This is a genomic window from Acinetobacter modestus (assembly GCF_014636095.1).
GTDB lineage: Bacteria > Pseudomonadota > Gammaproteobacteria > Pseudomonadales > Moraxellaceae > Acinetobacter > Acinetobacter modestus.
In genome coordinates this window covers 291,972-316,641 of the sequence record NZ_BMDV01000001.1, presented here as the reverse complement: position 1 = coordinate 316,641, position 24,670 = coordinate 291,972, and the positions used below count along the sequence as shown (strand labels likewise).

Sequence of the window (24,670 nt, the reverse complement as noted above, 5' to 3'; positions counted from 1 at the left end):
TTATTTATTTGGCATACTTTGTGCGAATAGTTGGTATAGAAGTTGCTATTATTTGAACCAGTAGATGTTTTTTTTACAAAAAAGTGATTTTTTTCAACAAAAGTACATAAAAATGCTGTATTTTTGTAATGGTAAAAATTATTTGAACTTTGAGTTAAAAAACTGTTCAGAAATTTAGGATGTTGAGTTTGGAAACAATAAAGATGCATTTAAAAGATAATTGGAAAAAAGGTTTACTTGGTGCAGCTAGTTTGATTTTGGCGGTTAGTGTCTCTGCTGAAACTAAAGTTGCAAAAGATCCTGTATCTGTAGAATTAAAAACGTATCTCATTAGTGTAAGCACAGATGGGAAACCAGTAGCTAAGTTAGTGAATAAAGTGAAGCCAAACGATGTAATCGAGTATCGTGCAACGTATACAAATAATACATCAGGAAAAATTAAAAACTTAGCTGCTACGTTACCAATACCCGTAGAAACTTTATTTTTGGCTAAATCTGAGCCAGAAAACGCACAAGCAAGTACAGACGGTACAAATTTTGCCCCGATGCCTTTAAAACGCAAAGAGGGTAATCAAATGGTGAATGTTCCACTGAAAGATTATCGTGCATTACGTTGGACGATTGCAGAACTTCCTGCTGGGAAATCTGTAACGGTATCAGCACAAACGCGTATTAACAGTGACAAAACCAAAAATTAAACAAACTGACATTGAATATTCAACAGGGGTAAGTTCCGAATGTCAAATCAAACTCAACGTTTAAAACTAACGCAATTAGCAGCTTCGATTGCATTTGTTGCAGGTGGTGCAGCTTTCCTTTCTTCAGCACACGCAGCAGCTCCTAGTGCGGGCACAAACATTAGTAACATTGCATCTGCAAGCTATACTGATAGCAATGGTTCTAATAAAACTGTGACATCAAACGTAGTTACTACGACTGTATTGCAAGTAGCAAGTTTCACGTTGATCGCTGATCAAACTAAAACTGCTAACGCGAATGGTCAAGTATCTTTATCTCACACATTAACAAATACTGGTAATGGTAGCGATACCTTTAACGTAGCTGTTGCAAATAATGATACACGTGATAACACGACAGATAATTACGATTTCAGTGGTTTAAAAGTTTATCTTGATGCCAACAAAGATGGTGTTCCAGATAGCCAAACTCCTGTAACAAGCGTAACTTTAGCAGCAGGCGAATCTGTTAACTTAATCGTACAAGCAACAACAGCAAGCAACAACGTTACTGCTGGTGATCTTGGTAAGTTAACGGTTTCAGCAATCAGTGGTTTTGATGCAAGTGTAACTGCTAAAAACGTTGATACAGTTAAGATTACCAATGGCGCTGTAATTAGTCTATTAAAATCTGCTAGCGTTAGTAATGTAGATGCAACTTTATCAAACCCTGCGGCACGTGAAGTTGAATATGCTTTAGCTTATCAGAACACTGGTAACACGACTGCAACTAACGTTACAATTACAGACGTACTTCCAGCTGGTTTAACTTATGTTGCTGGTTCTGCTACTGTAAATGGTACTGCTGTAAACGATGGTACTGCTGATTCTGATGGATATAACTTCACTTCAGGAACGGCTACATTAGTTATTCCTACAGTTGTTGCAAACAGCAGTGGTGTATTGAAATTCAAAGTTCGAGTAAACCAAAATACTCCAGCTGGTATCATTACAAACATCGCTGAAGTGGATCCAGATGGTCCAGGTACAGAAGGTAAAACACCATCTAACCCGAACGATGTAACAGTGTTAGGTGTTAAAAAAGGTACAATTAACGACAGTACGACAGATGCCTTTGCTGATGGACAAGCTTCTACGGCTCCAGCTGATGACGTAATTACTAAGTCAACAACTCAAGGTACTCCAGTTACCTTTGGTGTTACTGCGGGTGGTGGTGAGCCAATCGTTGTACATAACACTGGTAATGTTACAGAAGCATTCAACATCACTGTAAACAAAAACTCTTTACCAGCTGGTAGCATTGTTGAATTATTCAAAGCTGATGGTGTAACGCCATTAACTGATACGAATGGTGATGGTGTTGCAGACACTGGTCCAATCGCAAGCGGCGCTACATACCAAGTTGTTGCTAAGGTAACTCTACCTTCTGGCTATTCTTCTACGACGCCAATCAGCACGATCTTAACTTCAACACCTGTTACTAATTCTACTGGTACAGATACAATTACTTTAGTCATTGATAAAGTCGTTGCATCTACAGTTGACTTACACAATGGTGATGCAACAAATAGTACTGGTACTGTTGTTGGCGCGTCAGGTAAAGATACTGGTCAATTTATTGATACTAAATCAACTAAACCTGGTCAAGCAACTAACTTCCCATTAACTATTGATAATAAAGGTGCAACTGGAGATAACTATAATTTATCTACATCACCTACATTACCAACGGGTTGGACAGTACAATATTACTTAGCTGATGGTGCAGGTAATCCAACAGGTGCTCCAATCACGAATACAGGTAATGTACCAAGTGGTGGTAGTGTTCAACTTGTTGCAGTTGTAACGCCTCCTGCAAATGCTCCAGCTGGTGATCAAGAAGTTATCTTTAAAGTTGCTTCTCCTGCTACTGGCTTAACAGATGTAATGTCTGATCGTGTAACAGTTGAAACTAATCGTATCCTTAGCTTGCAAAATGACCGTACTGGTCAAGTTGCACCAGGCGGTACGGTTGTTTACAAGCATACCTTAACCAACAACGGTAACATTGTTGAAGGTGCTACAGCTGGTAGCTTACCGTTTACACTTACGAATGACCAAGCTGCAAATGGTTGGGTAACAAGCTTATTCGTTGACTTAAACAACGATGGCGTGGCTGATGCTAATGAGTTAGTTACAGGTAATGATCTTGCTGCAGTATCTGGAAGTATCGCTCGTGGTGCATCTGTTAACTTACTCATCAAAGTTCAAGCTCCAACAAATGCAACTGCTGGAACACCAAGTGCAGTTGTATTGACGATCAAACCAACTGTTGTTGGTGGTCAGTCTGTTGCTGATCTAGTGAATACTGACTTAACGACTGTTACAAGTGGTCAAGTACGTTTAGTGAAAGAGCAATCTTTAGCAAACTGTTCAACAGGTGTTGCTGGTACTTATACTCAAAATACAGTTTCTGCTAAACCAGGCGAATGTGTGAAGTATAGAATTACTGCAACGAATGAAGGTAATGCTGACGTAACTAATGTTGTGATTAGCGATGCTACACCTGCATATACAACATTGAAAGTGATTGCAAGTGCATCTCCAGTAGCTACAAATGCGACATTGAGTACTTCAACTGCTGCATTAACTGATGGTTCAACAGGTACTATCGCTGCTGAGAAAACACCTCTTGTACCTAATACAAGTGCGGTATTAGAGTTTGTAATCAAAGTAAATAATTAATATTCATTAAGCAATTTCGATTGCTCAAAATGAACTGATTAAATATGTGGGCATTTGCGCAAAGCAGGTGTCCACAACAATAATTTTAAAGTTTTTTTATTTAGACTATTTAGTTGAAGGGTAGAGCGCTGTGCTACAACAGAAGCAAATTCGTGTAAGTCGAAACATGTCTTTCATGTTATCAACGTTGACAATATCGATATTGTCTGCGCAGTATGGTCACGCCGCGAATATTCCTGAAGTTGGTAGTACAATCCAAAACGTTGCTTACGCAACTTTTACAGCAGCAAATGGTAAAGAACAACAATCAGTTTCTAATACAGTCGAAGTTCATGTTTCAGCTTTATATGCTATTACTTTAACTACGCCACCAGTACTCGATGTCGAACCTAGTGTGCGAGTAATATGGGCTAATACTTTATCGAATAATAGTAATGCACCTGTTAATGTTCAGCTAGAAGCATTAACAATTAATGAATTAAACAATGTTAAAATCTACATAGATAGCAACAAAGATGGTCAATTTGATACAAATGATCAACAATTAACAACTAATGTAGCTTTACAAATTGGCCAAAGTGTCAATTTGTGGGTAGTTGCTACCACAAGTTCAAATTTAACCGAAGGTCAGCAATTTAATTTACCAATTAAAGCAACAGTTGTTGAAGATACAACAGCAATTGCAACCGCTACAGATAGTGCAATTAGCTATGGTGCAAAATTAGTTGCAACTAAAGAAGTACAACAAAAAACTTTTGAGCCTTCTGCAAGTGCAAATTATGACTTAAATTACACGCTCAATATTAGCAACGAAGGTAAAAAGCCAGCTAGACCAACCGATGTCATGGTGGATGGTCAAACACAAAAGATGGTTTTGTTGGTTGATGATTTACCGCCAAATACAACATTTAAATCTGCTTTAGTAAAAAATACTCAAGCCAAAATTTTATACAAGCTTGCCAATAATAGTTATAGCACTATTGCTCCAAGTGACGTTACACAGATCAACCAGCTTGTTGTCGGTTTCCCACAAATTGCTGCAAATACATCTGAGCAAGTTGATCTTGTTGTTAGTATGAACCGCAATATTGCAAAAACCACAGTAAAAAATACTTATAAAGTTTCATATGCTGTTACTGATAGTCAAAAAGATGTGTTATCAAACGTTGCATCTACTTTAGTTAGTGGCTCAGCAGATATTACAAATAATTCAAGTGATTTTAAGAGTATTTTGGCAACTGGTAGTGTAAATAAACCACTGAATATAGAAGCTAAGAATGCAAGTTGTAATGCTGATCGTTATAGTGCAGATCGTGTAAAAATTCGAATTAAATCAGCAAAAACAGGTGATTTAGAAGAAGTCATTGGTATTGAAACGGGACCAAATACAGGTGTATTTCGCTATACATTACCAACAACTCTTTCAGATAAAGGCATTCCATATGATGCAGTTTTGCAAACGCTTAAACGTGATAAAGTTGATATCAGTCTAACAGATTGTTTGGATGCGCAAGGCCAATCGACTGGAACGATTACCGACATTAATACAAGTGTGTTAATGGATCCGTATGGTACAGTATTTGATGCTAAAACTGGTTTACCTGTAGCCGGTGCTACAGTTACTTTATTGGATCAAAATGGTCAACCAATTGCTGATAATGTAGCATTTGAAATTGATCCTCAAACTGGTGATAAGATTTCTATTCCTGCAAAACAAGTTACTAATAGTGCTGGTGAATTTATCTACCCACTGGTGAAAGCAGGTACATATAGTTTTATTGTTGACACAAAGACTATTCCGGGTGACAAACATTATACTTTTATTAGTGATCGCAAGGTATATTCAAGTTTCCCAGCAGATAAAGCGGTTGATTTAAAGTGGTCTTATGCAGGACAGTTCACATTAAATAATGGTGACCCTGCACTCAATATTGATATTCCAATTGACCCTGAAGTGGATAATACGAATTCATCTTTATTTGTAAAAAAAGTTGCTTCAAATAAAACTGCTGAAATTGGTGAATTCGAAGAATATACAGTTAATGTTGCAAATCGTGGAACGGCAGATTCAACGAATGTTTCAATTACAGATACACTTCCTCGAGGCTTTATTTATGTTCAAGGCTCAATGCGTGTTGATGGTAAAAAGGTAAAAGATCCATTAGGTGGTAAGGGACCTTATTTAACACTTGGACTAGGTACACTCACTCCAAATAAAGAAGTTAAAGTACAGTATCGCGTTTATATTGGACCAAATGCACTCAATGGTGATGGTGTAAACCGTGTTCGTGCCAAAGATGCGAAAGGTATTGAGTCTAATGAAGCATCAGCGAAAGTAGAAGTCACACCTGGTATGATGATTTCTGACGGTTTTATTGTTGGTAAAATATTTACTGACTGTAATCGGAATGGTGTCCAAGATGCTGGTGAGATAGGTGTTCCTGGTGTTCGTATTTATCTTGAAGATGGTAGTTATGTTATTACTGATAGCGAAGGTAAGTATGATTTCTATGGAATTAGTGCAAAAACGCATGTTTTAAAAGTCGATCGTACAAGTTTACCAATTGGTTCTGAATTAGTATTAATAAATAATCGCCAAGCAGGTGATCCAAATAGCCGTTTTGTCGATTTAAAACGTGGTGAATTGCATCGTGCCGATTTTGCGATAGCTGAAGGTGTTGGTCAATGTTCAGAATCTTTAATTGAACGGGTGCTAGAGCGTAAAAAACGTATTGAACAAGATAATACAAATTTAGAGCAAATATTACGTTCTGATTTAACGATTGATCCAATTTTTTCTAAAGTTACGGATGTTCGTGGACAGCCATCTAGTGGCTGTATTTCAGCAGTTGGAGTTCAGGCGAATTGTAATCTTGATTTTTCAAAAGAACAAATTAAAGAAATCAAGCAAATACAATTTGAGCCAGAAAAGTCTGGTGTTCAACCATCTGTCGCTTTACCGAGTTCTTCAACTCTTGCTCTGCCAAATGAAGAGTCTGTAGATACTGTTAATCCTGCGAAAATGATTAATCTTGAAGCAGCTTTAGAAACGGCTGTGAATAATCAACTAGAAATTTTAAATCTTAAAGATGGGCAAGTATTGCCTTATCCTCAGACCTCTATTCAGGTTAAAGGTGCAGCAGGTACTCTGCTTGAGCTTTGGGTAAATGGAACTCGTGTTCCTGAAAAGCGCATTGGTAAACGTGCTGTATTGCCGAACATGCAGGTTTCAGGTTTAGACTTTATTGGTGTTGATTTAAGTACAGGTCACAACACCATCGAAGTACGTCAAGTGGATATGATGGGCAATACTCGAGACATTAAACGTATTAATGTTATTGCACCTGATCAGTTAGATAAGTTGCAACTTGAGCCGAGTAAAACGATTCCACAGGCAAATGGACGTGATCGTTTTAATGTTAATTTAAAAATTGTCGATCGACATGGTACGCTTGTCTCGAACCGTACACCTATCACCTTAGATAGTTCAATCGGTAAGATTGACTTAATAGACTTAGATCCAAAACAGCCGGGTATTCAAGTATTCGTTGAAGGTGGAACTTTACTTGTTCCAATTCAAGCGCCAATTGAAGCTGGTGAAGGAACATTATCGGTTGAAAGTGGTATCTTCCATTCAAGCACACCTATTCGTTTCTTACCTGATTTAAGACCGATTATCGCTGTAGGTATGGTTGAAGGTTCTTTTAATTTCAAAAAGTTTGACCCTAAAGAACTGAGTGGCATTAATTCAAATGATGGTTTTGAAGAAGAATTAAATGAGATTTCAGCTTCAAAAGATGGAAAGCGCAATATAACGGGTCGTGCTGCATTATTTTTGAAAGGTAAGGTAAAAGGTGAATACCTGCTTACACTTGCATATGATTCAGATAAAGATAAAAACCAAAGATTATTCCGTGATATTCGTCCTGATGAATACTATCCAGTTTACGGTGATTCTGCCGCCAAAGGCTTTGATGCTCAATCTACTAGTAAATTGTATGTTCGTGTCGATAAAGGACGTTCATATGCAATGTATGGTGACTACGTAACACGTACTGAAAATGATGAGGGCTTATCTTTAGGTCAATACAACCGTTCATTGACAGGTGTTCGTAGTACAGTAGAAGCTGATAAATATAAAGTTACTGCGTTTGCTGCACAGACAAATACACAACAAGTTGTGAATGAACAACGTGCTATGGGTATTTCAGGTCCTTATAGTTTAGGTAGTAGTGTTAATGCGCAAGACGTGCGTGAAAACAGTGAAAAAGTAGAAGTTATTACGCGTGATCGTAATAATTCGGGTTTAATTATTGCACGTACAAGTTTGACTCGTTTTACTGATTATGAGATTGATACTTTCAGTAATAGTATTTATTTGAAAGATCCAGTTCCAAGTGTTGATGCTGACTTAAACCCAGTATATTTACGAATTACAGTTGAATCTGATCAAGGTGGTGAAGAATATACGGTTGGTGGTGTGTCTGGTTCTGTAAAAGTCACCGATAAAGCTAAAGTCGGTGGTTCTTATGTGAAAAGTAATAACCCACTAACTCAAGATCAGTTAGCAAGTGTGAATACTGTCGTTAAATTTGCCAATGATAAAGGTAAATTCATTGCTGAGTTTGCTCGTTCAGAGAATATTAATGATGACTTAAATTCATCGACGTCAGATAATGTGAAACCAGATGCAACTGGTAAGTTATCGGGTGATGCTGCACGAGTTGAATTAAACTATTCTTATAAAGACTTGGAAATGAAAGTTTATCATAACCAAGCTGATAGAGAATTTTATAATACAGCGGCACCTATTACTGCTGGTCGTAAAGAGAGTGGCATTAAGGGACGTGTACAATTAAATAAAATCGGCTTAGCTAAGCTTGAAGCGATTCGCACAGAAGATCAGTTAAGTGGCGTAAATCAAGGTGTATCAGCAAGTATTGAACGGGCAATTAACCGTATTTTGGCTGTAGAACTTGGTTTAAAGTATTATGATGAGTCATCTAATCCAGCAACACTGAATACAACACAAGTTGCACCGTATCATGGTGTCACAGTTCGCTCTAAATTAATCAGTCAACTACCTTGGCAAGGTTCGAATGTCTTTGCTGAATATGAACAAGACATTTCTGAAGCGGATCGTCGTATTTTTGCGTTGGGTGCAAATTATCAAATTAATTCCAAACTCCGTGCTTACGCGCGTCACGAATTAGTTTCAAGTATTAACGGTCTTTATGATCTGAATAGTAATCAACGCCGAAATGTAACGGTATTTGGTTTAGATAGTAAATATAACAATAATGGAACAGCTTTCAGTGAATATCGTGTTCGGGATGGTATTAGTGCGAGAGAGGCTGAGGCAGCAATTGGTTTACGTAATCGTTGGGAACTTGAAAAAGGTTTTTATGCCAATACGAGTTTTGAGCAAACTAAATCATTATCAAATGCCAATAACTCAAATTCTGATAGCACAGCAGCATCTTTAGGTATTGAATATTTAAAGAACCCTAACTGGAAAGCAGTTGCTCGAATTGAAGCACGTTGGACAGATCAATCAGATACGATATTGAACAATTTAGGCGCTGCTTATAAATATTCGGATGATGTGACATTATTGGCAAAAAATGTCGTTAGCCTAACAGATAGTAAAAGTAATAGTGGAGGTGATCGTTTAGTAGATCGCTTCCAATTAGGATTGGCTTATCGTGATACAGAACACAATCGTTTTGATGCACTAGCTAAAGTTGAATATCGTTATGATGATAATAAAACTGATTTAAACAATCCGTATCTTAAACATGTTTATATTTTCTCGAACCATTTAAATTATCATCCAACGCGTGATCTTACATTGTCGGGTCAATATGCGGTGAAAAATGTGCAGGCTACATTCTCTGGTTTAGAGTCTACAGGTATGACACATATGTTCAGTGCAAGAGCTATGTATGACATCAATGAAAGATGGGATGCAGGAGTACACACAGGTGTATTATGGTCTGATATGAGTTCAGGGCGTCGAGTTCTCGTTGGTGGTGAGGTTGGGTATCTTGTTGCAGCAAACTTATGGTTGTCAGGTGGCTATAACTTCTCAGGTTATAAAGATGATGATCTGGTAGATAGTGATACTACAATTCAGGGCGCTTATGTTCGTTTTAGATTCAAGTTCGATGAGAATCTATTTGCTGGTAATAACGCTGGAATAAATTCTTCGAGAGAACCATAAACATGAAATATCTTCACAATAATTTATATAAAATGTGTTCTTATTTTTATATAGGGGTTTCTGCTAGTTTGCTTGCAGTAAGCACTTCTGTATTTGCTGAGTCTGCATCTGAGCAAATTATTGTTGGAGAGCAATCTAGTTCTTTGGTACAAGATGTCAATCAACAGAAGCCTTATAATCCTAAAGATAAGCAAGTTGCGGCATTACAAACACGTCTGATACCTTATTTAAAACCATCAGAAAATATTGCATATTATCAAGCGATAAAAGCCTTATCGTGGTTAAGTTACGCTGCTCACGAAGGAAGTGAAAAGAGTCCAAGTTCTGCGAGAATTGAAGCGCTGCAACAAGCAAAAATTATTATTGAGGCCTTAGAACAAGGACAAATTGAAAAATTTACGCTGACAACAGCTATTCTTTCTCAATCAAGTGTCATGCGCAGAGACCTTTGGGCAAATGCTGAATTATTAAAGCAAACCGAAGGTTTTTCATGTGCTCAGGCTGAGATTGCTCAAGCAGAAGTGATGTTGGTTTGGGCAGCAGCAGAACATTGTGAACTTGGATGGCGACATTCAAGAGAACTTTTTCTATCCGCTCAAAGTTTAATTGATCAATCAAATCTCAAAGCATCTGCGTGTAAGTCTGCAACAGTATTAGAATTACCTAAAATTAATTATCCATCTTTACAAGAATTGAATGGTGATGCTAAAGGTTGTCATGGAGTTAAAGGCAAGTGGCCAATTTGGTCGCCTGAACAGAAAGTTGTTACTGAACCATTGATAGTTAAAGTTCCATCAAATGCGCCAAATGTCGTTCACTTTGCTTTAGATCAATCAAACTTGTCAAAAGAATCGATTGATGTGTTAAATCAAGTTGTAACGTTCTTAAAAGACAATCCAACCTACACCTTGACTCTGTACGGTTTTACTGATGCTCGTGCAAGCGAACAGTATAATTTGAAACTTTCCATGAGACGAGCGCAGAGTGTGCTTGCATACCTTCAACAACAAGGGATTCATTTAGATCGAGTTGCTGTTGAGGCAAAAGGTAAAAATCAAACAATTAACGATGAAAATCAGAAATTTGGTCATGCATTAAGTCGTAGAGTCGAATTAGTCTATGTTGATCCAGAAGGTAAAGAGGTATCAACTTTCAAGCAACGTCAGGATCTTCAAGTAGAAAAATAACTCTCTATTGAACAATGAAAGTGCGTTAAAAAGAGAGCTATAAAGCTCTTTTTTAACGTTCAGCTTTAGCTAATTCTGCATCAATATAGCTAATAATCATCGTACTTAAGCCTTTGACCATTTCATCGAAACTAATTTGTGGATTAGGCAAAATGAGATGTCGTGCCACATTAAAAATACTACTATTGATACTGATATAGGCTGTAACACTCAAATTGCTCACTTTCAAATATTTAGGGTGGCGCATCATGTATTTCATTAGAACTTCCATCAATGCCATTTCAATTTGTCCAATATAGCGTTCATATTTAAGTTCAGTTGCATATCGTAGACAGATGAGATAGCGATCATTAGCACGGGTAAGTAAGTCACGGAAAGTATAGAAAATCATTTCAAATAATGGTTCTAACTCCATTTCGACAATAATAGGTGTCAGTTCTTTAACCATGTCTAGAACTTCTTTGACAAATGATTTTGCCATTGCATCGTAGATTTCTTCTTTATTTTTAAAATATTCGTATAAAGAGCCGACGCTGACGCCAGCAATATCGGCGATGTGACGTGTTGTGGTTCCACTCGTACCATTTGTTGCAACAGCGATAAAGCCTGCTTCAATAATCGTATCTACTGTTACTTTTGATCGAGTTTGACGTGGTTTTCGAGTAGCCATAAATATTGTTATATAAATCCGAACATAATGTCAGATTAGCATGCTCCACATGGAAGTAAAAGATCAGCCTACATAATCCGAACAAATAAAATTACATACTTTTAAATATCAAGTTATGTAGTGTAATAAAAATAATAATTTCTTTTATATCAGTAAAAAATATAGATTACTTAAAGTATTTTAAATAAAATAAATAATTGATATATATTATATTATTTTTATTTCAGTCCATTTTATTTTTAAATTTTAAATAAAAATGTCTAACTTTTTGTGTTGATCATTGCGTTATTAAATTGATTGTTTTACCCGAATTGAATCCGAACATAAGATCGGTTTACATTGTTTCTAGTAGGAAATTAGGTTCACAAAAATCTCCCGAATGTTTTTTCGTAACTCAAAGAATATGTAGCTATACGAAAAGAGATGAACCTGATTCAAAGAATGTAAAGGGCAAGTGACGCTCAAGTGAAGTAGGTAGGTGTAGCCATGATTAGCAACACATTAAAGAAAGGTTTAAGTTTATTTAAATCTAACCCGATAACTGAGCAAATTGATTTTGCAAGTAAAAAAAGTATTCCGATTCGACATTTGGCAATTGGTTTTGAAGGCAAACAAGTCGATTTATCATTTTATATGAACAATCAATTCGCGACCATTTTCTTTGCTACGCTATCTGTATTTTTGACCTATGGTGAAGACTTAGTTATTGAAACTGCACGTCACCATCGTGATTTATTAAAAGATCCTATTTTAAGACAGCGTGTAACGTCATTGATTGGTCAGGAGGCGATTCACTCAAAACTTCATAATGAGTTTAACGATGCAATTGTTGAGCTTGGCTATCCAGTGAGACTTTATCGTTTCTTGGGCGAGCAATTTTTTGATCATATTTTCTTAAAATTTCCACAACCATTAAAACTTTCTTTAATGGCAGGGATTGAGCATTTTACGGCTGTATTAGCTGAATACATGATGGCACATGAGCAAAACTTCTATTTCTCTGATGACGCTAAAACACGTGCGCTTTGGATGTGGCATATGTTAGAGGAGTCTGAGCATAAAGATGTCGCTTACGATGTTTATCAAACATTAAATGGTAATTATGCACTCCGGGTTTCTGGCTTTTTCCTCGCGTATTTTACCATTCTTGGTTTAATTCCATTTGCGACAACATTTGTTCCTGTATTGCGTAAGCCTCAAGAGATGTTAACTGCAAAATTTTGGAAAGATGCAAAGCGTGGAGTCAAACTCGTTTTTAGTCCTAAAGATGGCGTTTTTGGTAGTACTCAAAGCCGTATTTTTGATTATCTACGTACTGATTTTCATCCTAATGACCATGATGCATCTGCGTATTTTGAATATTACGAAAAGAAATTATTGTCTGAAGGTGGTGCATTACATCCTTTCTTTCTTAAGGAATTTACACCTAAAGTTCAAGCTGCTTAATTTTGTTGGATAACTGATTGGTGCACAGCAATAGTGATGATATGAGTTGGCATAAAAGCTCAGATTCTTATGAGCGATTTGGTTCTTGTTGCCCATATTTTGCTCGTGCACTATGCAAACAAGTTTTTCAGGAAATATCAATTTCAAAATTTTCTGAGATAAAAAAGAGTTTTCATTGAACTTAAGTGTTTAACAATTGAAGTGTTAAATGTTGCAGAAATAATTTTATAGACAACTTTATCGTTTTAATTGCTATGTAACTCTTTGATTTTTTATTTACTCTCGTCATGGGGATCACATTATGGTCGCTCAAGTTATTCGAAGTGTCTTTTCAGACAAATTAAGTACTAAATATCAGGGAATTATTCAGAACTTTGCGAATAAATCACCGATTCCTATTCGCCATTTTGATTTTAAATTTAACCCAAGTGAATTAGATGAAAAATTTTTCTTAAACAAAGAATTGGCTACATCTTATTTTCATGCTTTATCAATTTTTCTAACTTTTGGTGAAGATGTCGTAATTGAAACAGCGCGTCATCACCGTGACTTTATTCATGATCCAATTTTGAAGCAAAGACTCACTTCTTTGATTGGGCAGGAAGCGATTCATTCAAAAATTCATAATCAGTTCAATGATGAAGTTTTGAAAGAGAATGGTTATCCCGTTCAGCTGCTTCGTGCAATTGCCGCAAAAGTTTTTGATTACGGTATTTACAAATTACCACAGTCATTACAACTGTCATTGATGGCAGGAATTGAACATTACACGGCAGTGCTTGCTGAATTCATGATGCAGCATGAAGACTATTTACTTGGCTCACAGGATGAAAGACAACGTGCTATGTGGATGTGGCACATGTTGGAAGAGTCTGAACACAAAGATATTGCCTATGATGTATTCCTTGAATTATCGGGGGATTATTGGCTCAGAATTACGGGTTTTCTTTTAGCTAGTTTGACAATTTTAGGTGGTGTATCACTTGGTGGTTATTTGATGCCATTCTTACGTAAGCCAAGCAATTTGGTCAATCCACGCTATATGAAAGATGTATTAGAAAGTACCGCATTATTGTTTGGTAGTGAGCGTGGCGTGTTTGGTAGTAGCTTTATGCATATCTTGGAATACTTACGTCCAAGCTTTCATCCAAATGACCACGATACTACTGCGTATATGGCGTATTACAAAGAGCGGTTACTTAATCCTGAAACGGGATTATTGTCACCATATTTCCTTAAAGAATTTGTACCACCTGTACGTGCAACTCACGCATAACTTGGGCCAAGTAAATACGAAATTACTGGAAAAACAAATATGAAATTATTTGGTAAAAAGGTCAAACCGAGCCAAAAAGCATTTGCTGTGGTGACTGGTGCGGGAAGTGGAATTGGTCGTAGTTTTGCACTTGAATTGGCAAAGCGGGGCGGCACAATTGTGTGTTCTGACATCAATCTTGATGCGGCAAAAGAAACCGTAGCTTTAGTTGAGGCGCTAGGTGCAAAAGCCTTTGCGGTACAATGTGATGTTGCGAAAGAAGAGCAGGTTAATCAATTGGCTGAGCAAGCTGAACAATTGATGCAGAGCGCTGTTACTTTGGTGATTAATAATGCAGGTATTGGTCTTGGTGGTAAGTTCGATGAAATGTCATCAGAAGACTGGAAGTGGTGTATGGACATCAATCTATGGGGTGTGATCTATGGTTGTCGTGCTTTTGTACCGAAGTTCAAACAATTAGGTCATGGTGCAATCATTAATGTTGCTTCAGCAGCATCTTTTACCGCAGCACCAGAGATGACTGTTTATAACGTTTCTAAAGCGGGTGTACGTGCATTATCTGAAACTCTGTCAGCAGAACTTAGAAAGTCGAATATTAAGGTCAATGTACTTTGCCCAACATTGGTTCCGACCAATATCATCAAAAATGGCAAAGTACCGCATAAGGGTCTTTTAGATTATGCCTTGACCAATCTTGCATTCACGACCAGTGATAAAGTCGCAAAGTTGACATTGGACCGTTTAGACAAAGGTGAGCTTTATACCATCCCTCAAATTGACGCCAAATTATTTTGGTTGATGAAACGTACTGCACCAAATTTATATGCAAAATTTTTGGGCACATCGTACCGATTAATGAAGTAAATCCCATCGGGTAAAAGATTTTGATGACTGAAATAAGATTGAAGATACATTTATTTCAGAGCAATAGATGAAAGGATATTTAAATGACAGCTCAAGCAAAAAAATTAAATTCTGCTGACAAAAAAGCATTACCTCCACACATTTACGATACCTTTATTGTAGGTGCTGGTATTTCAGGTATTGCAACTGCAATTCGTCTTGATCAAGTGGGTTATACCAACTACAAGATCATTGAAAAAGCGACGCGTGTCGGCGGCACATGGCGTGAAAATACTTATCCTGGTTGTGGTTGTGATGTTCCATCAGCATTATATTCATACTCATTTGCACCAAGCGCTAAATGGAGTCATTTATTTGCTCGTCAGCCTGAGATCTTAAGTTATTTAGAAGAAGTTAGCGAAAAATTCAATGTAAGTTCGAAAATTGAATTCGGTACTGAACTCATAAATGCTGCTTGGGATAAAGAGCGTAATTTATGGGTGATTGATACAAATAAAGGTCAATTCCTTTCTAAAACGGTTATTTTTGCGACGGGTCCAATCACTGAAGCTCAGATTCCAAAACTTGAAGGTTTAGAAACTTTTAAAGGCGAAATGTTCCACTCAGCAAAATGGAATCACGATTACGATCTTACAGGTAAGCGTATTGCTGTTATTGGTACAGGCGCTTCGGCGATTCAGTTTGTACCGCAGATTCAGCCTTTAGCAAAAGAGTTATATGTATATCAACGTACAGCACCTTGGGTTGTTCCAAAACCTGATACTGACTTAGGTGAAGTCAGTAAAGCATTGATTGAAAAATTCCCATTTATCCAAAAAGCTTGGCGTAAAACGGTTGCACAATCACTTAATGCGATTAATTTTGGTTTACGTAATCCAGCGGTATTAAAGCCTGTTGGTGAGTTAGCGAAACTGATTTTACGTTTCCAAATTGAAGATGCTGAATTACGTAAAAATGTAACCCCTAACTTTACGATTGGCTGTAAGCGTTTATTGTTCGCTAACAACTATTATCCAGCATTACAACAACCTAATACTAAACTGATTCCACATGGTTTGGTCAAAGTGGAAGGCAACACAGTTGTATCTGCAAATGGTGAGCGTCAAGAGGTCGATGTAATTATTTGGGGTACTGGTTTTGAAGTTTCACATCCACCTATTGGTAAGCGTGTTTCAAACGAGAAAGGTGAATGTCTGAATGATTTATGGAAAAGTAGTTCTCCAGAAGCATATTTAGGTACAAGTATTGAAAATGTACCGAATGCCTTTCTAATTTTGGGTCCTAACGTATTAGTTTATGACTCATTTATTGGTTTAGCTGAAGCGCAATTGGACTATATTGTGGATGGTTTGCTTAAGATCAAAGAAAAAGGTATTAGCAAGCTAAATATCAAACCAGAAGTAATCAAAAAGCATAATGATTTGGTGCAGCAACATTTGAAAACGACAGTATTCAATGCGGGTGGCTGTAAGAGTTATTATTTAGATGCAAATGGTCGTAACTTTGCAGCTTGGCCATGGTCATTGAAGCAGTTAAAACAGCGTTTGAAACGTATGGATTTGAACGATTATCAAGTAACTTATCAAACTGAAAAAACAAACTAATCATTAGATAAGTGATAAAAGGGCAGTAAATTTTATCTAAGGATAGAATTTACTGCTTATTTTTTGCATGATAGAAATAAATTAGGAAAGAAATATGAAAGAAGGACAATCTAGCCGAACGGCGGAAGCAGCAGCAGCATTGCGCGCGAATCACTTTCAAAATGCTGAAAACCCAGTATTTTCTGATCCTTTTGCATTTGAATTAACGAGTAAAGGCTGGAAAAAATTATTAACAACGCCTCTGACCGTAAAAGTGATGAATTCCTCTGTATTTAATCGAACGCTTGGCTTATTAACGGGTCAAGTGGTAGGTCGATCACGTTATGCAGAAGATTTATTGCAGCAAGCTATCGAAGCTGGTATCCAACAATATGTATTGGTTGGGGCAGGATTAGATTCTTTTACACTGAGACAAGCAAAAAAATATCCTCATTTAAAAATTTTTGAAGTTGATCACCCTGACACTCAAGCAGAGAAACAAAAAAAGTTAACTCAGTTCGATCAGGTTTCAACCAATGTTGAGTTTGTTGCAATTGATTTTGAACAAGAGTCTATTGCTGAAGCATTAGCAAAGAGCAACTTTCAAGTAGAACAACCAGCCTTCTTTTCTTGGTTAGGTACAACCCATTATCTTGAACCGCAAACGACACTCCATACTTTAAAAAGTATTAGCAGTATTGCTGCTGCAAAAAGTGAAGTAGTAATGGATTATTCAATTGATTATCGTGAATTATCTGGAGTAGAACGTTTTGGAAGTATGTTCGTTTCCCAATTCACACGTTTTTTGAAGGAACCCTTAAAAGGACAATTTAGACCTAAAGCTTTACATCAAGCTGTAAATCAAATGGGTTATCAAGTAGCTGAAGATCTGTCTGGAGATGGTTTAAGCGAACGATATTTTAAAAATCGGGCAGATCATATTCGTCATACCATAGCGACACATATGTTGCATTTACGTTTAAAGGTATAAGTTGGCATCTCAAACTGCTTTAGCGTATTTGCTAAAGCAGAGTTAGATTATTGAAATTTTAATTCTATTTTGTATTTTTACGAATCTTAATATCAGAATTTAAGCTTAAACATTATCAGGCTATAAGTATTCTTTAATTTTATCTACCTTATATGACTGATTCAGGCGAAAACATGATGAGTTCGGGATAATGCAAGTAGAGCAAAAGCATTAAGATTTCTCTGTTTTCTATACAAAGAGATCGAAATGTATAAATCTATCGTACAACTCATGTTATCTATAATTTGTTTAGGCACTGTATTGACACATGCTGATGAGTTCCAATTAAAAAGTAATGATATTGAGCATGGCGTATTTATGAAAAATACGTTTGAATTCCAAGGTTTTGGTTGTTCAGGTGAAAATAAATCACCCCAGTTATCATGGACTGGTGCTCCAATAGCAACTAAAGCTTTTGCAATCATGGCTTATGATCCTGATGCACCAACTGGCAGTGGTTGGTGGCATTGGCAGGTGGTGAATATTCCTGCTGAAGTGACTTCAATTACATCAGGTGATGGCTTCTTAGACTATAAAGGTATCATTAATATAACTAATGATTATGGTCAGAAAGGATTTGGTGGAGCATGTCCACCTCAAGGTCATGGTGCTCATCGTTACCAATTCACTATATATGCGCTTTCAAAGAAACTAGAATTACCAGCGGATGCTTCTGGTGCTTTAACAGGTTATATGGTCAAAGCCAATGCATTAGCATCAAGTACGATTGAAGCTTTGTATAAAAGATAAAATATATCCAAAGCCTGGGCCATTGGAAATATGGCTCTTATTGGCTATTTGATAATTTAATGCGAATAGGAATAATCTGCTTTGCAGAATGAGATAAGTAAATAGGATTAGTCGTTTAATATTATTTAGAATAATGGAAGTTGGTTTATGGTATTCATAAGGTTTGATGTCAATGTTGAATAAACTCATAGATATTGCTAAGAAATCCATTAAGCATCATGCCAATTTACCTTTTTCAGTTTATTCATCATATAGAGAACAGACAATTACGAATGTTCCGATTATAAAGCCTTTACTTATTTTTATATTAAGCGGTAAAAAACAACTGGGTAAGCATGGTGTGATTGAATGCCTTTCAGGCAGTTTTGTATTCTTATCAAATAGTCCTAGAATCGATATGCGTAATATTCCGATTCAAGAAGAATATTTTGCGGTAATTATTGATTTTGAATATGAAGATTTTTTAGAACTGCCTAAAAGTCTTACGCCATATAAGAAATATGTTCAAGGTGAAATTAATCCAATACTTGCTCATGCTTTGTACCAATTTATGGAATTTGCATCAATTGCACCGACTGAAGTGATGAAATTCAGGAAAAAAGAAATCCTTGAGATTCTCTATCATTCGGGCTATACCGATATTTGCAATATTGTTGAGCCTCCAAGCGTAAGTGAGAAGGTACAGTCGATGATCTCAGAGAGTCTTTCTAATGATTGGCCTGTAGAGTTAATTGCTTCTAATTTATTTATGAGTACTTCAACTTTAAGGCGTAGGCTTAAAAGTGAGGGAAATAATATTCAAGATATTCGAAATCAGGTACGGCTAGGATATGGTTTGCACTTATTACAAACCACACAATTACATATTGGCAATATTGCTGAACAATGTGGTTATCAATCTCAGTCTCGATTTACGGATCAGTTCAAACTGCTGTTTGGCATGACACCAAGAGAACTTCGTAAAACAAAAAATATGTAATTTAAAATCATTAATTCAAGTATAGCTATGTGTTAATCGAGAGTTACAAGCTGTTAAATTCGATAAAACATGTGATTTTGTAATCACTTCGAATATATTACTGAATTATCGGATCATAAAAATCAGCATTAGGTTTATATATGCATATTGATTTAAACAGCGACTTAGGCGAAAGCTATGGTGCTTGGAAAATGGGGAATGATGAACAGATTCTTGCGATTGTGAGTAGTGCCAATATTGCATGCGGTTTTCATGCAGGCGATCCTGTCAATATGTTAAATACCTTAAAACAAGCTGCTGCTCAAAATGTCAGTGTGGGAGCACATGTCTCGTATCCAGATCGGGTTGGTTTTGGTCGCCGTAATATGGATGTATCTTATGATGAATTATACGCAGACGTGCTTTATCAGATCTCAGCTTTACAGGGATTAGCTCAAGTCGTTGGAACGAAAGTAACTTATGTTAAACCACATGGCGCCTTATATAACACCATTGCCACCAATTTAACTCAAGCTCAAGCAGTGATTGATGCAATACAGCATTCAGATAAAAAATTAGTGTTAGTTGCATTGGCGGGTTCACCATTAATTAATTTTGCTCGTAAGCAGGAACTTGGCGTTATTTCTGAAGCGTTTGCTGATCGTGCTTATCATCGTAATGGTGAACTAGTTTCACGCCGTTTAGAAGGTGCTGTTTTACATGATGCTGAAGTTGTAGCTCAGCGTGTACTGAATATGGTTTTGAAGGGTGGTATTGAGTCGATTGAGGGTGACTTCACTGCAATTCAGGCAGATACCATTTGTTTGCATGGTGATACCTTTGGGGCGGTACAAATGGCAGAAAAGATTCGCCAAGTATTGTTAGAAAATCAAATTGAAGTTCGTGCTTTTAGTCTTTGAATGAGTTTTAAACATTTTAAAAGAGCCGTTTTATGCGATTTCTATCCGTTAATTTAGATTGTTTTTTGATTGAGCTTGAAAGTTTAGAAGAAACAATGGCGGTTCATTACTGCTTAAAACAAGCACAGCATCCTCATATAAAAGAACTTATTCCTGCTGCACGTAGCATACTGATTTATTTTGATTCATTATTGGTCGAGATGCATACACTGATTCGATGGATTTCAAGCCAAAAAATCAGTCAGGATACTTTGCGTCAAGGGAAGGAAATCGTTATCGGTGTGCGCTATAACGGTATTGATTTAAATAATGTTGCTGAATATTTAGGAATGAGTACAGACCAAGTTATTCGGAAACATACCAACTCTTATTGGCAAGTTGCATTTATTGGCTTTGCTCCCGGCTTTGCTTATCTAACCAATCCTGAGCAAATATTTGGCAGTATTCCACGCTTAGCATCACCACGTAAAAAAGTTAGTGCAGGGGCAGTAGGTTTAGCAGGCGAATATAGCGGTATTTATCCTCAAGATAGTCCGGGTGGATGGCAGTTGATTGGACAGACTAATGAGATATTGTGGGATATTCATCGACAACAGCCTGCTTTATTACTGCCGAGTGATCATGTCATCTTCAAGGATGATAGTCATAATCCAACCCAAATTAGTGTGCCTGCTCAGACATTTTCTCAAGGAAAATCGATTAAAAAACCTGCTGTGCTACGCGTTAAAAATGTTGGCTTACAAGTATTGATCCAAGATGAAGGACGTAAAAATTTAGCTGAGCTAGGCGTAGGGCGGGCAGGTGCTATGGATCAAAAGGCATTTCGTCAGGCAAACTTAATTGTTGGTAATCCACAGAATGCAGCCGTCATGGAAGTTTTAAATGGTGGAGTGCGATTACAAGTTTTGGAACCGACGGTTGTGGCTGTGACAGGTGCTGAAACGGAAGTCTGGGTGAGTTATATAGGTTCGAATAAAGTCAAAGTGATGATGTACCAGCCAATCGCTTTTGATTATGGCGATGAAATTTATATTGCTGTACCTACCGCAGGCATTCGTAATTATATTGCGCTACGTGGCGGTATCGCCGTTGAGCAAGTACTAAAAAGTGCCAGTTATGACTCTTTGGCTGAATTGGGTACAAAACCAATCCAAGTGGGTGATGAGATTCATTCTGCCCAATTAAAAGCGCAGCCTGTCAGCTTAAATGTAATACCGATTAAATTACCTAAACGAGATGAGATTATTGAAATAGATCTCGTGTTAGGGCCGCGTACAGATTGGTTTACCGAAGAAAGCCTTGATTTATTGTTTAAACAAACTTGGTTAGTGAGCACAGAGAGTAATCGAATTGGATTGAGATTAATGGGTGACCAGCCTTTAACGCGACAATTTGAGCAGGAATTACCGAGCGAAGGTTGTTGTACAGGTGCTTTGCAAATTCCTCCAAATGGTCAGCCTGTATTATTTATGAATGATCATCCTATTACAGGTGGTTATCCTGTGATCGCAGCAGTTGCCTTATATCATTTGGACTTAATTGCACAGATTCCAGCTGGTTGCCATATTCAATTTCGTAAAATTTCTGATTTCATGGATGTCAAAAAAGATGCATAAGAAACATAAGCTACTGATTGCGAATCGTGGAGAAATTGCTGTACGCATTATTCACGCATGTAAGGATATGGATATTACATCAGTGGCGATTTATGCAGATGATGATATTGCCAGTTTGCATGTTCAATTTGCAGACGAAGCTTGGGCATTATCAGGACAAACAGCACAGCAAACTTATTTAGATATCAATAAGATTCTTGATATTGCGTATAAAGCCCAAGTGACCATGATTCATCCTGGTTATGGTTTTTTATCAGAACGTGCCGAATTTGCCCAAGCTGTGATGGATGCGGGGCTGATTTGGGTTGGACCATCTCCTGAAACTATCCATAAACTTGGTGACAAAATACAAGCGCGTAAGATTGCACAGTCGGTAAATGCGCCTTTAGTTCATGGTACTGAACAACCACTTCAATCAGCTCAAGAAGCCTTAGATTTTGCTAAACAATATGGTCTGCCGATTGCGATTAAAGCTGCTTATGGCGGTGGTGGACGTGGTTTGAAAGTTGCTTGGCAATTGAACGAAGTCGCCGATTTATATGAATCGGCTGTGCGAGAAGCATTAGCAGCTTTTGGTCGAGGGGAGTGTTTTGTTGAACAATATCTAGATAAGCCTCGGCATTTGGAAGCACAAATTATTGCTGATCAACAGGGACATATTGTCGTCGTAGGAACGAGAGATTGTTCTTTACAACGCCGTAATCAAAAGCTAGTCGAGGAAGCACCTGCGCCATTTATCAATGAGCATATTGAAGTTCAGATAGTGCAGTCTGCTATTGCAATTTGTCGCGCTGCTGATTATATCGGAGCGGGTACAGTCGAGTATTTACTTAGTCAAAATGGTCAACTTTCATTTTTAGAGGTTAATACACGTCTACAAGTCGAGCACACAGTTACTGAGCAAACTACGGGTCTAGACTTAGTTGTCGAACAAATTAGAATTGCTTTAGGTCAACCACTTTCGATTCAAGAAATGCCACAACCAATAGGACATGCAATTGAGTTCCGAATTAATGCGGAAGATCCAGCACGTGGTTTCATCCCAGCATTTGGACAGCTTACTCGTTTTCACCCACCATCAGGAATTGGTATTCGTCTTGATACGGGAGTGATGACTGGAAGTGTTGTTTCAAGTCATTTTGATTCTTTAATTGCGAAATTAATTGTGACTGGTGCAACTCGCGAGATTGCAATTCAACGGGCTAAAAGAGCGCTTGCCCATTTTGAAATAGAGGGCATTGCTTCAGTATTACCATTCCATCGTGCAATCCTGTCAGATGCTGACTTTATTGACGAATTTAAAGTACATACACGTTGGATTGAGCAAGATAGTCGCCATGATTATCCTCACTATTCACGCAGTAAACTGAGCAATCAAGCTGAATTACAACGTTATCCAATTGAAATAGATGGAAAGTTGCATCAGATTGGCTTACCAAATGGATTTTTTAGTTTAGTCGGGACACAGCCACCAAATCAGAAACCAAATGATTCTGATCATAACCCAAGTAATAATAGTGTCTTAGCACCGATTAGTGGTGTAATCACTATATGGAAAGTTCAAGAAAATGATCATGTAAACCAAGGTGAGGCAATTGCACTTATGGAAGCAATGAAAATGGAAGTTCCTGTTATTGCTCAGCAAACGGGGAAAATTCAAAAGTTGATAGAGATTAATCAGACTGTTGAAACGGATTCAAAAATTGCTGAGATAAATTAGAGTTTTTGTATATAAGACAGCTAAAGGATATGCCATTAAATCTCTAAAATGAGATCTAATGGCTTTGGCTAAATTAACGACGTTTATTATAAACTGCCAGAGCAGCAGGTAAATTTTTACGCATATCACCAATACGTTGACTATTTGATGGGTGAGTTGATAAGAATGATGCACCACCAGCACCATCTAGACGATCCATTTTTTCCCAAAGACTAATTGCTGCATTTGGATTATATCCCGCTTTAGCCATCAGCATTAATCCACCAAAATCAGCGCGACTTTCTAAATTACGAGAATATGGTAAACCAATACCAATTTGACTACCTAAAGCAATTGCCGCATTACCTGCTTCACCAATATTCGCACCCGCATAAGTCGTACCAATACCAATCGCTAAGTTTGTAAGTGCTTGTGCACCAATTTTACTTTTGGCATGCTCTTCTAAGGCATGGGTCATTTCGTGTCCCATAATTGCTGCGATTTCATCATTGGTCAAATTCAGCTTGTTCACAATACCCGTATAGAAAACGACTTTCCCACCTGGCGCTACATAGGCATTTACAGTATCTGATTTTAGTACTGCTAACTGCCAATCAAAACGCTGACCGGTTTGGTTCATTTGGTCAGCATACGGTTTTAAGCGCAAAAATACTGAATTAATACGTTGATAAGTACTAGAGCTCATATCCAATTGATTCTTGGCACGAGCTTCCTGTGTCATCTTTGCAAAGCTTTGAGCTGACTGAGCGTTTAATGTGGCACTGTCAGCACCTGCCATATCTGCAAATGATGCACAACCTGAAATCGTTATTACAGTCATTGCACAAAGGCTTAAAGCCAATTTTTTCATACTTATTTGCTCCAAATCAGTATCTTATAAATATACCCATGATTAACAAGAATTATAAAAAAAGTTCGCAAGGCTTTATATTCTGATTATCTCTATAATCATAGTAATTATGTAAGCAGAATTGATGAAAAGCTAAATAGTTTAGCTTTGTCTGG

At 37.3% G+C, this 24,670-nt stretch carries 16 protein-coding genes; 14 read left to right on the top strand and 2 right to left on the bottom strand.

The window, feature by feature from the left end; translation table 11 throughout:
* Window positions 1-203 precede the first annotated feature (203 nt).
* The 4 genes from IEV17_RS01520 (at window position 204) to IEV17_RS01505 (ending at window position 10,832) form a co-directional block, all read left to right on the top strand.
* Window positions 204-698 carry a hypothetical protein gene (locus IEV17_RS01520; RefSeq protein ID WP_004662635.1) on the top strand — a complete coding sequence of 165 codons (495 nt, stop codon included), beginning with the start codon at window positions 204-206 and terminating at the stop codon, window positions 696-698.
* A gap of 39 nt (window positions 699-737) precedes the next feature.
* Window positions 738-3,422, top strand: a complete 2,685-nt coding sequence (locus IEV17_RS01515) for a beta strand repeat-containing protein (RefSeq protein ID WP_004662633.1) — start codon at window positions 738-740, stop codon at window positions 3,420-3,422.
* 130 nt (window positions 3,423-3,552) lie between these two features.
* Entirely contained in the window at window positions 3,553-9,645 is a 6,093-nt protein-coding gene (locus IEV17_RS01510; RefSeq protein WP_004662631.1) for an SdrD B-like domain-containing protein, read from the top strand.
* Window positions 9,646-9,647: 2 nt separating this feature from the next.
* Complete coding sequence (locus IEV17_RS01505; RefSeq protein WP_004662630.1) at window positions 9,648-10,832, top strand: OmpA family protein; 1,185 nt, start codon at window positions 9,648-9,650, stop codon at window positions 10,830-10,832.
* 52 nt (window positions 10,833-10,884) lie between these two features.
* On the opposite strand, the gene IEV17_RS01500 is transcribed toward IEV17_RS01505, so the two are convergent.
* Entirely contained in the window at window positions 10,885-11,502 is a 618-nt protein-coding gene (locus tag IEV17_RS01500; RefSeq protein ID WP_004662628.1) for a TetR/AcrR family transcriptional regulator, read from the bottom strand.
* Between the two features lie 486 nt (window positions 11,503-11,988).
* Here IEV17_RS01500 and IEV17_RS01495 point away from each other — a divergent pair, with 486 nt between their 5' ends.
* From IEV17_RS01495 to IEV17_RS01450, 10 genes are all read left to right on the top strand, one after another.
* A complete protein-coding gene (locus IEV17_RS01495) occupies window positions 11,989-12,948 on the top strand; it encodes a metal-dependent hydrolase (RefSeq protein WP_004662626.1) in 960 nt (319 codons plus the stop codon).
* A gap of 301 nt (window positions 12,949-13,249) precedes the next feature.
* The gene (locus IEV17_RS01490; protein WP_004662623.1) at window positions 13,250-14,224 is read left to right on the top strand and encodes a metal-dependent hydrolase; all 975 of its coding nucleotides are present in this window, start codon (window positions 13,250-13,252) and stop codon (window positions 14,222-14,224) included.
* 39 nt (window positions 14,225-14,263) lie between these two features.
* The gene (locus tag IEV17_RS01485) at window positions 14,264-15,088 is read left to right on the top strand and encodes an SDR family NAD(P)-dependent oxidoreductase (RefSeq protein WP_004662621.1); all 825 of its coding nucleotides are present in this window, start codon (window positions 14,264-14,266) and stop codon (window positions 15,086-15,088) included.
* A gap of 83 nt (window positions 15,089-15,171) precedes the next feature.
* Window positions 15,172-16,692, top strand: a complete 1,521-nt coding sequence (locus IEV17_RS01480; RefSeq protein ID WP_004662620.1) for a flavin-containing monooxygenase — start codon at window positions 15,172-15,174, stop codon at window positions 16,690-16,692.
* 94 nt (window positions 16,693-16,786) lie between these two features.
* The gene (locus IEV17_RS01475) at window positions 16,787-17,662 is read left to right on the top strand and encodes a class I SAM-dependent methyltransferase (RefSeq protein WP_004662617.1); all 876 of its coding nucleotides are present in this window, start codon (window positions 16,787-16,789) and stop codon (window positions 17,660-17,662) included.
* 246 nt (window positions 17,663-17,908) lie between these two features.
* The gene (locus IEV17_RS01470; RefSeq protein ID WP_004662616.1) at window positions 17,909-18,451 is read left to right on the top strand and encodes a YbhB/YbcL family Raf kinase inhibitor-like protein; all 543 of its coding nucleotides are present in this window, start codon (window positions 17,909-17,911) and stop codon (window positions 18,449-18,451) included.
* Window positions 18,452-18,623: 172 nt separating this feature from the next.
* Complete coding sequence (locus IEV17_RS01465; RefSeq protein ID WP_004662614.1) at window positions 18,624-19,430, top strand: helix-turn-helix transcriptional regulator; 807 nt, start codon at window positions 18,624-18,626, stop codon at window positions 19,428-19,430.
* A gap of 140 nt (window positions 19,431-19,570) precedes the next feature.
* Entirely contained in the window at window positions 19,571-20,329 is a 759-nt protein-coding gene (locus tag IEV17_RS01460) for a LamB/YcsF family protein (protein ID WP_004662612.1), read from the top strand.
* A 32-nt stretch (window positions 20,330-20,361) separates the two neighbouring features.
* Complete coding sequence (locus tag IEV17_RS01455) at window positions 20,362-21,945, top strand: 5-oxoprolinase subunit B/C family protein (RefSeq protein WP_004662611.1); 1,584 nt, start codon at window positions 20,362-20,364, stop codon at window positions 21,943-21,945.
* Entirely contained in the window at window positions 21,938-23,665 is a 1,728-nt protein-coding gene (locus IEV17_RS01450) for an acetyl/propionyl/methylcrotonyl-CoA carboxylase subunit alpha (RefSeq protein WP_004662608.1), read from the top strand. The genes IEV17_RS01455 and IEV17_RS01450 overlap by 8 nt, the downstream gene beginning before the upstream one ends.
* Window positions 23,666-23,738: 73 nt before the next feature.
* Here IEV17_RS01450 and IEV17_RS01445 read toward each other — a convergent pair whose 3' ends face one another.
* Window positions 23,739-24,515, bottom strand: coding sequence for a M48 family metallopeptidase (locus IEV17_RS01445; protein ID WP_004662605.1), 777 nt, complete (start codon window positions 24,513-24,515; stop codon window positions 23,739-23,741).
* Window positions 24,516-24,670: the final 155 nt, after the last annotated feature.

Coding starts and splice junctions, on each gene's coding strand:
- IEV17_RS01520 (WP_004662635.1), top strand. CDS start 204: ATGCATTTAAAAGATAATTGGAAAAAAGGTTTACTTGGTGCAGCTAGT.
- IEV17_RS01515 (WP_004662633.1), top strand. CDS start 738: ATGTCAAATCAAACTCAACGTTTAAAACTAACGCAATTAGCAGCTTCG.
- IEV17_RS01505 (WP_004662630.1), top strand. CDS start 9,648: ATGAAATATCTTCACAATAATTTATATAAAATGTGTTCTTATTTTTAT.
- IEV17_RS01500 (WP_004662628.1), bottom strand. CDS start 11,502: ATGGCTACTCGAAAACCACGTCAAACTCGATCAAAAGTAACAGTAGAT.
- IEV17_RS01495 (WP_004662626.1), top strand. CDS start 11,989: ATGATTAGCAACACATTAAAGAAAGGTTTAAGTTTATTTAAATCTAAC.
- IEV17_RS01490 (WP_004662623.1), top strand. CDS start 13,250: ATGGTCGCTCAAGTTATTCGAAGTGTCTTTTCAGACAAATTAAGTACT.
- IEV17_RS01485 (WP_004662621.1), top strand. CDS start 14,264: ATGAAATTATTTGGTAAAAAGGTCAAACCGAGCCAAAAAGCATTTGCT.
- IEV17_RS01480 (WP_004662620.1), top strand. CDS start 15,172: ATGACAGCTCAAGCAAAAAAATTAAATTCTGCTGACAAAAAAGCATTA.
- IEV17_RS01475 (WP_004662617.1), top strand. CDS start 16,787: ATGAAAGAAGGACAATCTAGCCGAACGGCGGAAGCAGCAGCAGCATTG.
- IEV17_RS01470 (WP_004662616.1), top strand. CDS start 17,909: ATGTATAAATCTATCGTACAACTCATGTTATCTATAATTTGTTTAGGC.
- IEV17_RS01465 (WP_004662614.1), top strand. CDS start 18,624: ATGTTGAATAAACTCATAGATATTGCTAAGAAATCCATTAAGCATCAT.
- IEV17_RS01460 (WP_004662612.1), top strand. CDS start 19,571: ATGCATATTGATTTAAACAGCGACTTAGGCGAAAGCTATGGTGCTTGG.
- IEV17_RS01455 (WP_004662611.1), top strand. CDS start 20,362: ATGCGATTTCTATCCGTTAATTTAGATTGTTTTTTGATTGAGCTTGAA.
- IEV17_RS01450 (WP_004662608.1), top strand. CDS start 21,938: ATGCATAAGAAACATAAGCTACTGATTGCGAATCGTGGAGAAATTGCT.
- IEV17_RS01445 (WP_004662605.1), bottom strand. CDS start 24,515: ATGAAAAAATTGGCTTTAAGCCTTTGTGCAATGACTGTAATAACGATT.